Raw genomic sequence first — 12813 nt, 5'->3', positions numbered from 1 at the left:
TTTCCTATTATCTGCTTATGAATGCAGGTAGTCGACAATGTCGACGTCCGCTACCCGCCGATCAGGTCGACCTGGTCGTGGAGGTGTTCCGGATGCTCGCCGACGCCACCCGCGTGCAGATCCTGTGGGCGCTGGCAAGCCGCGAGATGTCGGTCAACGACCTCGCTACCCATGTCAGCAAGGCGCCGCCGTCGGTGTCGCAGCATCTGGCGAAACTCCGAATGGCGCGATTGGTACGCACCCGACGGGAAGGCACCAGCGTTTTCTACAGCCTCGACAACGACCATGTGAGGCAGCTGGTGACCGACGCGGTGTTCAACGCCGAACACGCGGGACCGGGGATTCCCGGTCATCACCGCGACGCCACCGAGCTGGCGATGTTGCACAGCGACGACCCCGCGCGGACCTCCGCGACTGAACGTCGCGCATGAGCCACGACCCAGCGGAGGCGGTGCACCGACACGGTCATGACCATGGGCACCCTCACGACCACCATGGGCACCACCATCCCAGCGCCACAGGCCTTTTCTGCACATTCCGCGCAGCCCTGCGCGAGGTGTTCGCCCCGCACAGCCACGACGCCTCCGACAGCATCGACGATGCGCTGGAGTCCAGCGTCGCCGGCATTCGGGCGGTGAAGATCAGCCTGTTGGTTTTGGGCGTCACCACGGTGGCCCAGCTGGTCATCGTGCTGCTTTCCGGCTCCGTGGCATTGCTCGCCGACACCATCCACAACTTCTCCGACGCGTTGACGGCTGTTCCGTTGTGGATCGCGTTCGCGCTCGGTACCAAGGCCGCCACGCGGCGCTACACCTACGGATTCGGCCGCGCCGAGGACATCGCCGGACTCTTCGTCGTCGCGATGATCGCACTCTCCGCCATCGTCGCCGGCGTGGAATCGATCCGCCGCCTCATCAACCCTGTCCCGATCGAGCACGTCGGCTGGGTCGCCGCAGCCGGGCTCGTCGGCTTCATCGGCAACGAACTGGTCGCCGTCTACCGCATTCGCGTGGGACGCCGAATCGGATCTGCCGCACTCGTTGCCGATGGGTTGCACGCTCGCACAGACGGATTCACCTCGCTGGCCGTGCTGTTCGGCGCAGGTGGCGTGGCGCTCGGCGTTCCGATGGCCGATCCCATCATCGGTCTGCTCATCACCGTGGCCATTCTCGCCGTCTTGCGCACCGTTGTTCGTGATGTCTTCCGCCGGCTCATGGACGGCGTCGACCCCACCTTCGTCGATTCCGCCGAAGCCGCGCTGGCAGCCCAACCCGGCGTCGCCGACGTGCGCAGCGTGCGGATGCGCTGGATCGGACACCGGTTGCACGCCGAAGCCGAACTCGACATCGACCCCGCCATCACACTTGCGGACGCCCACCGCATCGCACACAACGCCGAACACATCCTCACCCACGCGGTGCCCAAGCTGTCCACCGCACTCGTCCACGCCTACCCTGCCGCCACGGGGAAGTGAGCGGGGCGGGAGAGGCTCGAACCTGTGAGCAATGGACTTCCGGTTCGCTCGACGCATACAGCGACAAGGCGACCGCTTTCGACGAGTTCGACGCTGACCCCCATCCCACTGGCGTTTCCGCTGGTCATGATCCGCAACTCCACCCGTAACTCCTACGTCGCCGCTCCCGTGGCCTCAAGCAAATGGGTTGCTGGGTGCGCGCCCGCAGGCAGGACCGGCCACCAGTGCGCCGGTCGACGTGTGTCGTCGACGTCAAAATCGGATATACCCTTTGGCATGACCGGGCTGTCACGGGTTGATTTGGCGCAAGTCTTGGGCGATCTCGCTGTTGAGATGCAGGACCAAACTGACGCCGAATCGACGTTGCATTCGATCGTTGACGGCGCGATCGCGATAGTGCCCGGCGCACAGTGGGCAGGAATCTCTTTGATCGAGGGGCGTCGGGTGAAGGCCCGTGTGCCCAGCGATCCACTGGTCGTCGAACTCGACGAGCTTCAATCGTCGCTCGATGAGGGGCCGTGCGTGAGCGCCCTGCGCGAGCACCGGACGGTCCACATCGAAGACATGGCGCTGGAGTCTCGCTGGCCGCGCTTCTCCAAAACCGCTGCAGCGCGCGGCATCGGAAGCCTCCTTTCGTTTCAGCTCTTCGTTCACTCAGAGAATCTGGGGGCGCTCAACCTGTACGGAAGCCAACCCGGCGTCTTTGATGAGGAGTCGCTTTTCGTGGGCGAACTGCTCGCCCAGCACGCTTCCGTCGCACTCATAGGCGCCGCCGCTGAGTCTCAATTCCGCGATGCGCTGTCCAGCAGAGATGCCATCGGCCAAGCCAAAGGCCTTCTGATGCACCGCGAAAACCTCACAGATGTAGAGGCATTCGCCCTGATGGTGCAGACGTCGCAGCGATCGAACATCAAGCTTGTCGAGCTCGCCCGCTGGTTGATCGACCAACACGCCGCGAGACTCAACCGCGCCTGAGCGGAGCGCTGGGTGCGATAGAGGGTTCTGAACACCGCCCACGACCAAACCCTGTGCCTACGGCTGAACCACAAGGACTGTTAACGCCTCAAGAATCCCCTGGCGTTGCTCAGATGGGGTTGTCAGCAGCCGTGCCGCGTCGGTCAAGTGCTCAGCATGGGTCCGTGCGTAACGGCGCAGCAGATCGAAGGCGTCCTCGATGGGGACGTCGAGGCGTTGGCTGACGAACCCGGTGGCCTGGTCTACGACCACACGGTCTGTCAATGCCGCCCGAAGAGGCGTTGCGATGGAGTCGGATGTCGGCGCATGTTCTTGAAGGAGTGCGACGCTCGCCACATGCGCCAACGTGTGTGCCACCAGAAGGTCGGCTTCGTTCAGCACCCCTACGCGCGCACCGAAAAGCCCGAGCGCTCCTAATACGGTGCCAGCGGCGCGCAGGGGCACCGCGTGCACAGAGACATACCCTGCATCGGCGGCAGCGGCAGCGAATCGAGGCCAACGAGAGTGCTGAGTGCTGAGGTCCGGTGCCGTGACCGGTTTGCCCGTGGCGAAGCAGTCCAGGCAGGGGCCCTCGTCGGCCTGGAGTTGGAATACCTCGAGCTCATGCGACTTTTGTGAGGTTGCAGCCATCAGATGAAGGCCCTGGCGGGGACCCGCCAGCAACAGCCCGGCAGCTCCGACGTCGAGAAGCTGGGCGCATTGCTCGGTCAGATCGGTGAGCAGCTCGACCACGTCGAAGTCATCCAGAAGGCTGTCGACCAAGGTCACGACTGCGCCCAGAACGCGCGATTCCCGCGATGTATCCATCAGTGCCTACTTCCGCTTGGCGCCGGAGACGGCTTCCCTAGCAGCCGGACAGATGAGGTCCTACACATCAGTCTGCCTCCATCTGGAGTCGCCGGTCGATGATGTCGCGGGCAACGGCGCTGGCGGTGCGCCCACTCGCGTAGGCGCGGGCTCGTAATCGCGCAAGGGCTGAGGCAGCGCCGATGTTGAGCTGAGCCATCAGCATGCCGGTGGCTTGACTGACTTCGGTCCGCGAGAATTCGTTCAGCTCTGCCCAGGCGTCGCTGCCAGGATCGGCGACCGCAGTCTGCAAATCGCCCTTCAGCAGATCCAGCAGCGGCAGTTGAGCCAGCTCAGCGGCGATCACCATTCCCGCGATCTGCTCAGTGGCCAGGCTGTCTGGGATCGCGCGGAAGAAGTCCAAGGCACCCATGTAGGCACCGGCAACTACCACGGGAATTGCGTACACACCGCGGATCCGGTAGTCGATCATCACGGGCCCGTAGGCGGGCCAGCGATTTTCTTCAGGGTCGGCCAGGTCGGCAACCATCACCGGTGCGCGGTTGGCCACGGAATCGAGGCACGGCCCTTCACCGACAATGAACTGCAGCTCGTCGTACTTGCGGGCTTGTGGACCGCTGGCGCCGTAGGTGCCCATGTTGGCGCCGTCGAACACGATGGATACCGCTGCCGCGTCGACGTCGAGTAAACCGACGCATGCCTCGCACAACCGGTCGGCCGCCTTGAGACCGCGGGCGTCGCCGACCGCCTCGAGCAGACGACGTTCAAAATCCTGCATTCGCGAGACCCAGACTGTGAGATCGCGAACGAAGGAAGACTTTCAACGAAGGCGACGCGCTCTTGCGGTGGTAGAGGTGCTGGTGCGGTCCGCAGACCGCCGCCTGCACACGAAGAATGGCGTCAGGGTGTGCTAGGGACGGCATGACCATCTCGTCGGCCCGCAGTTCATAGGGTGTCCGATATCCATTGCGCGCATGGTGATCTCTTCCATTGGTGCTCTCAGCGACCCGTACCCGGTGTCACACGGCCCAAACGGATGTTGCCCAAGCACGAATAGGGCCTCCCCCACGACGACTGACCGACGTTTGGAGGGCCCCGCGCCGGGTATCTCGGAGCAGTCGCCGGTCGTCCCTGAGCCGCAGGGAATCGACGCCGCATCGCATCGACCTCGTGCAGCGCGATAGATCGACGCAGGGCCCCAGACCACGATCCTCACCCGAGGGCCCCGAAGACACAAACGAATCGCGGCAGGGTTCGCGGGTGACGTACCCCCAACGCAGCTAAGACAGCGGACGCGATAGCCACCTGCGATGTCTCCGACGGCGAAGTCGATTGGCCCGCAGGAGATACCGGTGAACGCATGGATGGGGCGACAGCACGGTGAATGGAAACAGGAGTTCGATGGGCAACGACGCAAATCAAAGCGAGGTTCGCTACGTGGACCTGCATGGAGATCGCATCGCTTATCGACAGGCGGGTAGCGGCGAGGTGTTGCTACTGCTTCACGGGATGGGGGGCACTTCGGAATCATGGAGTCCGGTGTTTTCCTTGTTGGCGGACAGTTATCGTGTTGTGGCACCGGACCTGCTGGGTCACGGACTGTCCGCCAAACCACGGAGCGACTATTCGCTGGGTGCCTTCGCAGCAGGGTTGCGAGATTTGCTCGACGAATTGGGTATCGACGAGGTGACCGTTGTCGGTCATTCGCTCGGCGGCGGCGTAGCGATGCAGTTCATATACCAGCATCCCGAGTACTGCCAGCGGCTGATCTTGATCAGCAGCGGCGGCCTCGGTCCAGACGTGGGCCTGATCTTGCGGTTACTGGCCGCGCCGGGCGCAGAGCTTGTGCTTCCCTTCATTGCACCGAGACCCGTGCTCGGCATCGGGCGTACGGTGCGCAGGTGGCTGGGAGCAATGGGAGTGGACTCGGTGCTGGGCGCTGAAATATGGAAGACCTACTCCTCGTTCGCCGAGCCTCCTACCCGACAAGCGTTCTTACGCACCCTGCGCTCGGTGGTCGACTACCGCGGCCAAACGGTGAGCGCGCTCAACCGGTTGCATATCCGCGCTGACGCGCCCACGCTGCTGATCTGGGGCGGTGCAGACAAAATCATTCCAGTCGAGCACGGGTACGCGGCGCAGGCAGCAAGGTCAGGAAGTCGGCTCGAGATTCTTCCCGCCGTTGGGCATTTTCCCCAGATCGAGGCGCCGGCTGAAGTCGCCGGCATCATCAGCGATTTCGTCGCCCAGACCGCGAAGCCCGTACCCGACAGGGCGGCAACCGAGCTGTCAGGCAGTTGCAGCGAGCGCCATCCGGCGAAAGGCGCAGCCGCACAACTAAAGGAGCTGCTAGATCGCCGGACGCTCATCGATCGAGCCATTGGTGTCGGCAGGCACGCCGGCCTCAGCGCTCAGGATGCCTTCGCCCAGCTTCGACTCCTGAGCCAGGAAGAAAACATCACGATAGACGAAGCCGCGCAGCGCTACATCACTGCTGCCGTCCGCAACTCGACACGGTGCTGATCAGCGACCAGTGGATTTGAGACGGGCCGATCTCGAGGCTGCCACATTCCGCTCGATGCTCTTGGCACACAATAGTTTCCAGCACTCAACCGATACAGACGAGCGGCACCCGATCCGGTCGCTTCCGACTCATGGTGTTCCTCTGAATCTGCGGAACTGCGGGAAGTACCGTCGTGAGCCGTGCCACGACCTCCCGCTGGACCGTCGCGCAACCATCTCGAACACCTCGACCTCGCGCCGTTACCTCGGTCAGTCACGGACGGTGCGGCGTCCGCACTCGGAGGGCTGAGGAGAGAAGACTCCGAATCAGCGATGTTCCCCGGCACTGGGCCGACCGGACTCAGCGGCGCCACGAATCGTGTTCCACCAGACATTGCTGATGCCCAGGATCATCTGCTCGTCATCGAGGTCGGTGTCGTTGCGGACCGCTTGCTGGTAGCAGGTGCGCTCGGTCATCCAGACCAACGCGGTAGCGATGGGGGCGGCTGCGTCTCTGCTCAGTCCAGCGGTCTGCAATCGGAGACCGGCATCGTCGATGATGCGTCTCACGATCGTCGACCACTGGGTACCGATCTGCTCGTCGTAGCTTGCCGCTTCGATGACCGCTCGCACGAGCGTCGCGTGCTTATGGAAGTTCTCGAGCAGCGCCCGGGTCGCCGTCGTGATCTCGCTATGGGCGATCTGACCTTCACCAGCCAGGAACGGTCCGAGTGCCGCAATTGCGTCTCCACCGGCGTCGCGCAGAAGTGCCAAAAGCAACTCGCGTCGATCCGAGAAGTGCGTATAGAACGCGGTGCGCGTCCGGCCGGCGCGCTCGGCGATGCGACTGACATTGAGGTCGGCGAACGGCGCCCCGTCGTCGAGGAGCGACTTCGTCGCGTCGAGGAACGCCTGCTCCGTGGCTTGGCGGCGCGGGTCGTCTCGACTGCGCTTGTCCAGGACCGACACGCGCGCCACCTTAGCGCCACGCCAAGAATAGTCACAGACAACTTGTAAGTACACAGTGTCCGTCTTACGCTGTGCGGGCGGCGGCTTCCGCCGCTCCACCCATAAAGCGGGGAGATCAATGGATGTCGAAGCGGGCCGATACACCGCCAACTTCCCGGACGACTTCGTCGTCTTCTTCATCGGAATGCGCGTCAATCACCTTCGGCGGGTGAACGAATGGGTGCCCGTGATGCGCGCGGCGTTCGCCATGACCAGAGAGCTCAAAGAGCTCCCCGATTCGCCGCTGCTGGAATCGCGGACGATGCTGACGGTCACCGACTGGCGGGTACCGATGTTCATCCAGTACTGGCGCTCGATGGAGGAACTCGAGACTTGGGCCAATAACGAGGACCGCAGACATCGCCCGGCTCAACGGGAATTCTTCCGCCGAACCGCCTACAACGGCCACGTGGGGGTCTGGCACGAGACCTTCCGCGTCCAGGCCGGCCAGTTCGAGGCGATCTACGCCAACATGCCGCGGATGGGCTTGGCCGCGGCAGGCCAGTACCGCACCTTGCGGAGCACGTCCACGATGCGCGACCGACTCGGCGACACCGATGCTCACTGACTCGCTGCCACCGTCGACGGTCTGTCCGGTCAACCCGCGCTCGATGCGCGCCCCCGCGCCCTTCGCCGGCCTGCAGCTGAGCGGAGCCCTCGAGACGGCCCCGACGGCAGCGGGAGCGGACTCGTTGTGCCACTGAGAAAAAGGCTGCGTGGGGACCGCCCGAATAAGGGTGCCACGCTGGTGGCCCTGTGCTTCGCGGTGTTCGTGGTGAACGTCTCGACAACGATCGTGAACATCGCCCTGCCAACACTTGTCGGAGAACTGGGGGCCACTACGCGCCACCTGTTGTGGATCGTCGACGCCTTCAACCTCGCATTCGCCGCTCTGGTCTTGGCGGGCGGTTCGCTCAGCGACAGATTCGGTCGCAAGCCCTTTCTTGTGCTGGGCCTGGTCGTGTTCCTGATCGCCTCACTCGCCGGCGCCTGGAGTCAGAGCTCCGGCGTCCTGATCGCTTGGCGCGCAGTGGCCGGCGCCGCGGCGGCGGTGGTGTATCCGGTGACGTTGTCGATCCTGACCAACGTCTTCACTGAGCGGTCCGAACGGGTCAAGGCGATCAGCATTTGGGGCGCGGCCACCGGCATATCGGTCGCTGTAGGCCCGGTCGTCGGCGGAGCACTCGTCGAATCCTTCTGGTGGGGTTCAATCCTGGTGTTCAACGGTGCCGCAGCCGCACTCACAGTGGTTCTCACACTGCGCTTCGTCCCGAACTCCAAGGACCCGGCCACACCTCCTCTGGACTTCGTCGGTCTCGCTCTATCCACCCTCGCTCTCGGCGCTTTGGTATACACGATCATCGAGGCACCCGATCGAGGGTGGTCATCCAAGCCGACGATCCTCGGATTCGTCTCAGCAGCAGTGATTCTTGGCGTCTTCGTGGTGCAGGAGGCACGCGTCGCGCACCCGATGCTCGACGTCCGGCTGTTCACCAACCTGCGTTTCACGGCCGCAAGCGGAGCTGTGACGAGCGCATTCTTCGCACTGTTCGGCTTCATCTTCCTCGTCACACAGTATTTCCAATCCGTTCGCGGATACGGCGCATTCGAGACGGGCATACGCATGCTTCCCGTCGCGGGTTCGATCGCTGTCGCGTCCCTGATCGGGACTCGCCTCGCCGTGGTGATCGGTTCGAAGCTCGTAGTCGCATTCGGGCTGGTGTCGCTGAGCGTCGCCTTCGGCTGGGCCTCGACCGTGGACGTCGGCACGAGCTACCCCGAGATCGTCGGCCAGATGCTGTTCCTGGGTGCGGGCCTCGGTCTTACGAACACCCCTGCGACTGAGGCGATCATGGGGGTCGTCTCGCCGGAGAAGGCAGGCATGGGATCTGCCGTCAACGATGCGACCCGAGAAATCGGCGGAACCCTCGGCGTCGCGGTCATAGGGTCGGTCGCACTGTCGGTCTATCGGGACGGCCTTCACGGTGCACCGTTGCCCGAGCAATTGATGGACCCCGCGCGTGACTCCGTCGGTGCTGCGCTCGCTGCCTCGCAACACGCCGCGGCGTCCCTCGGTGACGCCGGCGCCCGCGCCGCCGCTCAACTAACGGATCTCGCCCGCACCAGTTTCGTCGACGGGTTCACCACCGGTTGCGTCGTGGCAGCCGTGGTGACCGCGGTCGCGGCCGTCCTCACGCTGATCTACCTGCCAGCACATCCCGACTCGGCTGACCTGGAGTCGAACGGTGCATCGGACCGCCGCGACGCCACGGTGGACACGAGGTGACGTGGAGACCGTCGACGGTGTCATGACGTCAATGACGGTGCGAAAGATGCTGAAGCGACCCTAATTTCAATAGCCCCCTTACAGCTCCATATTGTGTCCTGGGCACGGTTGCGCTTGACCGCACGTCGACGACCCAGCCCAGCGGCCGAACCACCGAAACCTCGTTGCCACACGACGATGAAGGACTCTCCGCCCGCATCGGCGCCGATCACCTCGGTCACAGCCACGTCAGCATGACGCAAGGCGCTACATGAGTCGTGGTCGCATCCACACCCAAGTTGTCGATCTGCTCGACTGCGCCGTCAGCGAGCGCGACGAGCCGCGCTCGGAATGAAGGTTGCGCTGTTGAGTATGCATTTCGTACTCTGTAGAAGTACGATTTGCGTACTCAAGGAGTGAAAGTGGCACTGAAGCACAGCACTCCGATCCCAGCCGCCCTGGCACAGGCCCCGCTGAAGACGATCCGGCCGCGCGATGCCGCAGCTGTTTACGCCCATCCCCGAACCCAGCTGGTCCGACTGGCCGAACGGGGACTCCTTCACCGTCTCGCCGACGGCTACTACGTCGTCGTTCCCCAAGACATGGTGGGGCGCAGATGGATTCCAGACCTGGAGGCGGCCGCCGCCGGAATCGCCACAACGATTTGCAACCATGGCGACATCGTCGTCATGGGGCTCAGTGCCGCACGCCTGCACGGCGTCATCCCCCGCGCCCTGACAACCGCAATCGTCGCGGTGCCGAGCCAGCACCGCCCCATAGCGCTGACCGACCGGCCGGCGGTCGTGCGTTTCGTCAAGCGCGACACCGGCAACCTGGACGCCGAACGCATTCGCACCGAGCTCGGGCCGGTATTGGTGACCACACCCGAACAGACCGTCCTCGATCTGGCTCACCGCCCGAGCCTCGGCGACAACGAAGCTGGCGTCCCGGCTGCCGTCGCGGCCCTCTACGCGCGCAGCGACAAGAAGCGCCTGCAGGGCCTCGCGGCCGAACAGCGCCGGCTGGCGTCCCTGCGTCGTGCCGAAGACTGGGCCGGGATTGATGATGGATCCTGACGAACGCGACGCGGCACCGCCCTCGCCCGCACCCACCTCCCGGACGGGCGGCTCAGCGAGGACATCGACCTCATCGCCGTCGGCAGCCGGAAAGACGTCGCAGGTGACCTCGACGCCGCGCTCCCTCGCGCCGTGGCGCGCACCCACGGCAGGCTGACTGTCGAACCCGCACTGAGCGCCACCCCGGACACCCTGCCCGTCCTTATTGCGACCTGCAGACGGACGGCCGGTCCGGCTTCAGCTGCTGTCAGCCCGGGATCGGACGATCTGGCCGACCGAGCGGCGCGCCTTGGTCCAGCGCTATAGCGACTCCCCCGCCGCCGAACTGATCGTGCCCACGCTGCCTGCGTTCGCGGCGTCGAAGACGGCGACATGGGCGGACCGGCTCGCGCCCCGCGATCTCTGGGACCTCTGGGCGCTGGGCGAGCTCGGCGCCATCGGCGCGGACGCGGCCGCGCTGTACCGGCGATACGGACCCACTAGAAGAGCACCAGGGCTCTACCTGTTCAACCGTGCACCGTCGAACGCCCAGTGGCAGGCGCAACTGGCCGGCCAGACCCGTCTCACCGTCTCCGCGACCGAAGCGCTCAAAGTGGTACGCGAGGCCTGGCGACAGGCCACGCGACCCGCACCAACCCTGACAAACGATGAATAACCGTTGAGTTCATAATCTCGATCTTGAAAAATGCCACTGAAGTGGGGCGGGCGGGGCTCGAACCCGCGACCAATGGATTCGTTTTTGGCCGTTCTCGGAGCACGCAGGCTAATCCGGTTATCTCCCAGCGGCACATAGGCTTTCCGGCTTCTACGAACTTCGTCGAGACCGAGCGATTCTGGCCGATTCGGGGCGATTCTCGATCATTATCGGTGAATATTCGATGGTGAAATGTGTCTGGACATAACCCGCAAATTGGGACCAAGTCGCTAGGTTCCGGCCAGTGCGCCAGCCGTGTTCTGCGCTCGGACGGTCGCGACGCCACAGCCTCTCGGCGCCGAGCGATCGGGGCGTCGAGGTGGCCTAGTGCGATCTGCCTCGCCTCGGCGTCAATGAAGGACCAAGCACGGTGAACGCGAGGTCCTGGCGGCACGACCACACGGGGAGTCTTCTCCACGACCTCGAGGCTGCCGTCGCCAGCAGGCAAGGCGGGCTGCGATCGACCGATCTCCTCAAGGGACGAGAGCCGTCGCCCACTGCGTTTCGGCTGACATGACCGCCGGGTTATGCGACAGAGTATCGAGATTTCTCGCCATTCTTCTGGCTGCATATACGCAGCTCAGGCCATATCTGCGGTTTGGCTACCAACTTCGAGTCACGCCGCGTCTCGCCCGTTTCACGAAGTTTCATTCACAAATTCGTTCACATTTGGCTGTCACTGGGCCACCGATGGTGCATACGAGCCGCTTGCCGAAAATGGCAACTGGTCGTGCTCAACCCAGATGGTAGTTCTACACATTTCCATAACCACCAGCGTCTCCCCCGACGAATCGACGCCTATCGTCAAAACGAATGACCGGCCGTTTGCTAGGCCCCGCCGCCACGCAGCGAGTGGGCGAAAGGGGTTCGAATCCCCTTGGCTCCACTTCTACTGGTGCCTGCGGCTTTTCGACCACTCAAGGCTTCAGGATCGAACCCGTGGACATCACGAGCGTTCAGATGCCACAGCATATGTCGCTCCGGTGCGGACCAGGCGCGTGGCGAATCAAAGCGGTTATCTATCACACGGCATGCTTGTGCAAGACAGGTAGGTGCTGCGGCGCTCGCTCGAACGTCGGACCGACTCGCCCGCAGAACGCGTAGGTTCGGTCCAGGTACGGACTCTCCGGGGATACTGCGACACGCACGCCTCGACACGCCGAGTTCTGTTGGTCCGACCTGGGAGAATCGGGGAATGCTTCCGCACGGAATCCCCGGCAAGACCATGAAGCTGCGCCGAGTCGCGGGCGACGGCACGGTGACAGAGTTCGACATCCAGGCTCAAGACCTCGGCCACGAACACGGCATAACGTTTGCCGTAGATGCTGACGTTGAGGATGGGGACGAGGTCACTGACACGTTGCCGAATGGCAAGACCAAGACGATGAAATTGCGGGAAGTGCAGGTACGTGAGATGCCATTTCCCGGAGCAAGCAAGAACTTGGACCACACCGGCGCGAAGTATGAGGTGGTGTCCGGTAGCACGGTGCTGCGGCAGCCGATGCCCGTCAGTCTGCCCGGCTTGCATCCGTTGATCTCGGCGGCAAGCGGGTCGCAGATCGCGAGCCGGCACTACGGCGACGCTGTGTTCAACGCGTGCAAGGCCGTTGAGGACAGGGCGCAGGCGTTGACGGGATACCCGAAGAACGCCAAAGGCGTTGCACTCAGCGGCAAGGGGTTAATGGGAAAGATCTTTGACGAGCAAGCGGCGCTGCTGGACATAACCTCCGACGGCGCGAGCGAAGCCCAAAAGGCCGACGAGCGTGAGGGTTTCAAGTACTTATTCATGGGTGTCGCGCAGGTTCTGCGTAACCCGCGTGGGCATGGCCCGAATTTGCAGATCACCGAGCACGAGGCAATGGAAATGCTGGCGACGACAAGCATGTTGATGCGCTCGTTGGATCGTGCCGAGTTAAGGAAAGCCGGACAGGAACAGCGACTCATGCGCGGCGATTTGAAGTCACCGATCCCTCCTGGCTTGACGAGTTACGGGCGACGAAGGTTGAAGTAG

General features: G+C 63.7%; 13 protein-coding genes and 1 pseudogene. 11 read left to right on the top strand and 3 right to left on the bottom strand.

The features are described from left to right. Positions 1-17 precede the first annotated feature (17 nt). The 3 genes from I7X18_RS10960 to I7X18_RS10950 all read left to right on the top strand — a co-directional run bounded on the left by I7X18_RS10960 (position 18) and on the right by I7X18_RS10950 (position 2449). Positions 18-431 carry an ArsR/SmtB family transcription factor gene (locus I7X18_RS10960; RefSeq protein ID WP_193048458.1) on the top strand — a complete coding sequence of 138 codons (414 nt, stop codon included), beginning with the start codon at positions 18-20 and terminating at the stop codon, positions 429-431. After that, the gene (locus I7X18_RS10955) at positions 428-1474 is read left to right on the top strand and encodes a cation diffusion facilitator family transporter (RefSeq protein WP_193048457.1); all 1047 of its coding nucleotides are present in this window, start codon (positions 428-430) and stop codon (positions 1472-1474) included. Before I7X18_RS10960 ends, I7X18_RS10955 begins: the two co-directional genes overlap by 4 nt. A 276-nt stretch (positions 1475-1750) precedes the next feature. Next, positions 1751-2449: a GAF and ANTAR domain-containing protein gene (locus I7X18_RS10950; protein ID WP_193048456.1), complete on the top strand. Its 699-nt coding sequence runs from the start codon at positions 1751-1753 to the stop codon at positions 2447-2449. A gap of 57 nt (positions 2450-2506) precedes the next feature. Here the strand turns inward: I7X18_RS10950 and I7X18_RS10945 are convergent, their stop codons facing one another. Together I7X18_RS10945 and I7X18_RS10940 are read right to left on the bottom strand one after the other, a co-directional pair. Continuing rightward, complete coding sequence (locus tag I7X18_RS10945) at positions 2507-3259, bottom strand: GAF and ANTAR domain-containing protein (RefSeq protein WP_193048518.1); 753 nt, start codon at positions 3257-3259, stop codon at positions 2507-2509. Positions 3260-3323: 64 nt separating this feature from the next. Beyond that, the gene (locus tag I7X18_RS10940; protein ID WP_193048455.1) at positions 3324-4034 is read right to left on the bottom strand and encodes a GAF domain-containing protein; all 711 of its coding nucleotides are present in this window, start codon (positions 4032-4034) and stop codon (positions 3324-3326) included. A 623-nt stretch (positions 4035-4657) separates the two neighbouring features. Here I7X18_RS10940 and I7X18_RS10935 point away from each other — a divergent pair. Both I7X18_RS10935 and I7X18_RS29575 read left to right on the top strand, forming a co-directional pair. Next, a pseudogene (locus I7X18_RS10935) lies at positions 4658-5503 on the top strand (alpha/beta fold hydrolase); the annotation flags it as partial. Continuing rightward, positions 5483-5779, top strand: coding sequence for an ANTAR domain-containing protein (locus tag I7X18_RS29575; protein ID WP_232375495.1), 297 nt, complete (start codon positions 5483-5485; stop codon positions 5777-5779). The pseudogene I7X18_RS10935 and the gene I7X18_RS29575, both read left to right, overlap by 21 nt. A 306-nt stretch (positions 5780-6085) precedes the next feature. On the opposite strand, the gene I7X18_RS10930 is transcribed toward I7X18_RS29575, so the two are convergent. Further along, the gene (locus tag I7X18_RS10930) at positions 6086-6826 is read right to left on the bottom strand and encodes a TetR/AcrR family transcriptional regulator (protein ID WP_193048453.1); all 741 of its coding nucleotides are present in this window, start codon (positions 6824-6826) and stop codon (positions 6086-6088) included. Between the two features lie 19 nt (positions 6827-6845). Between I7X18_RS10930 and I7X18_RS10925 the strand changes: the two genes are divergently transcribed. The 6 genes from I7X18_RS10925 to I7X18_RS10905 all read left to right on the top strand — a co-directional run bounded on the left by I7X18_RS10925 (position 6846) and on the right by I7X18_RS10905 (position 12813). Continuing rightward, positions 6846-7334, top strand: a complete 489-nt coding sequence (locus I7X18_RS10925) for a DUF4188 domain-containing protein (protein WP_193048452.1) — start codon at positions 6846-6848, stop codon at positions 7332-7334. A 180-nt stretch (positions 7335-7514) separates the two neighbouring features. Next, complete coding sequence (locus I7X18_RS10920; RefSeq protein WP_232375453.1) at positions 7515-9053, top strand: MFS transporter; 1539 nt, start codon at positions 7515-7517, stop codon at positions 9051-9053. A gap of 401 nt (positions 9054-9454) precedes the next feature. Further along, the gene (locus I7X18_RS10915) at positions 9455-10108 is read left to right on the top strand and encodes a type IV toxin-antitoxin system AbiEi family antitoxin domain-containing protein (protein WP_193048451.1); all 654 of its coding nucleotides are present in this window, start codon (positions 9455-9457) and stop codon (positions 10106-10108) included. A gap of 63 nt (positions 10109-10171) precedes the next feature. Next, on the top strand, positions 10172-10414 hold the full coding sequence (locus tag I7X18_RS29835) for a hypothetical protein (protein WP_319018006.1): 243 nt from the start codon (positions 10172-10174) through the stop codon (positions 10412-10414). Next, on the top strand, positions 10398-10763 hold the full coding sequence (locus tag I7X18_RS29830) for a nucleotidyl transferase AbiEii/AbiGii toxin family protein (RefSeq protein ID WP_264296022.1): 366 nt from the start codon (positions 10398-10400) through the stop codon (positions 10761-10763). The genes I7X18_RS29835 and I7X18_RS29830 overlap by 17 nt, the downstream gene beginning before the upstream one ends. A 1234-nt stretch (positions 10764-11997) precedes the next feature. Then, the gene (locus I7X18_RS10905; protein WP_193048450.1) at positions 11998-12813 is read left to right on the top strand and encodes a TIGR02391 family protein; all 816 of its coding nucleotides are present in this window, start codon (positions 11998-12000) and stop codon (positions 12811-12813) included.

This window comes from Mycolicibacterium baixiangningiae (assembly GCF_016313185.1).
Lineage (GTDB): Bacteria > Actinomycetota > Actinomycetes > Mycobacteriales > Mycobacteriaceae > Mycobacterium > Mycobacterium baixiangningiae.
The sequence above is the reverse complement of the archived record's forward strand: the minus strand, read 5'-3'. Positions and strand labels throughout refer to the sequence as shown.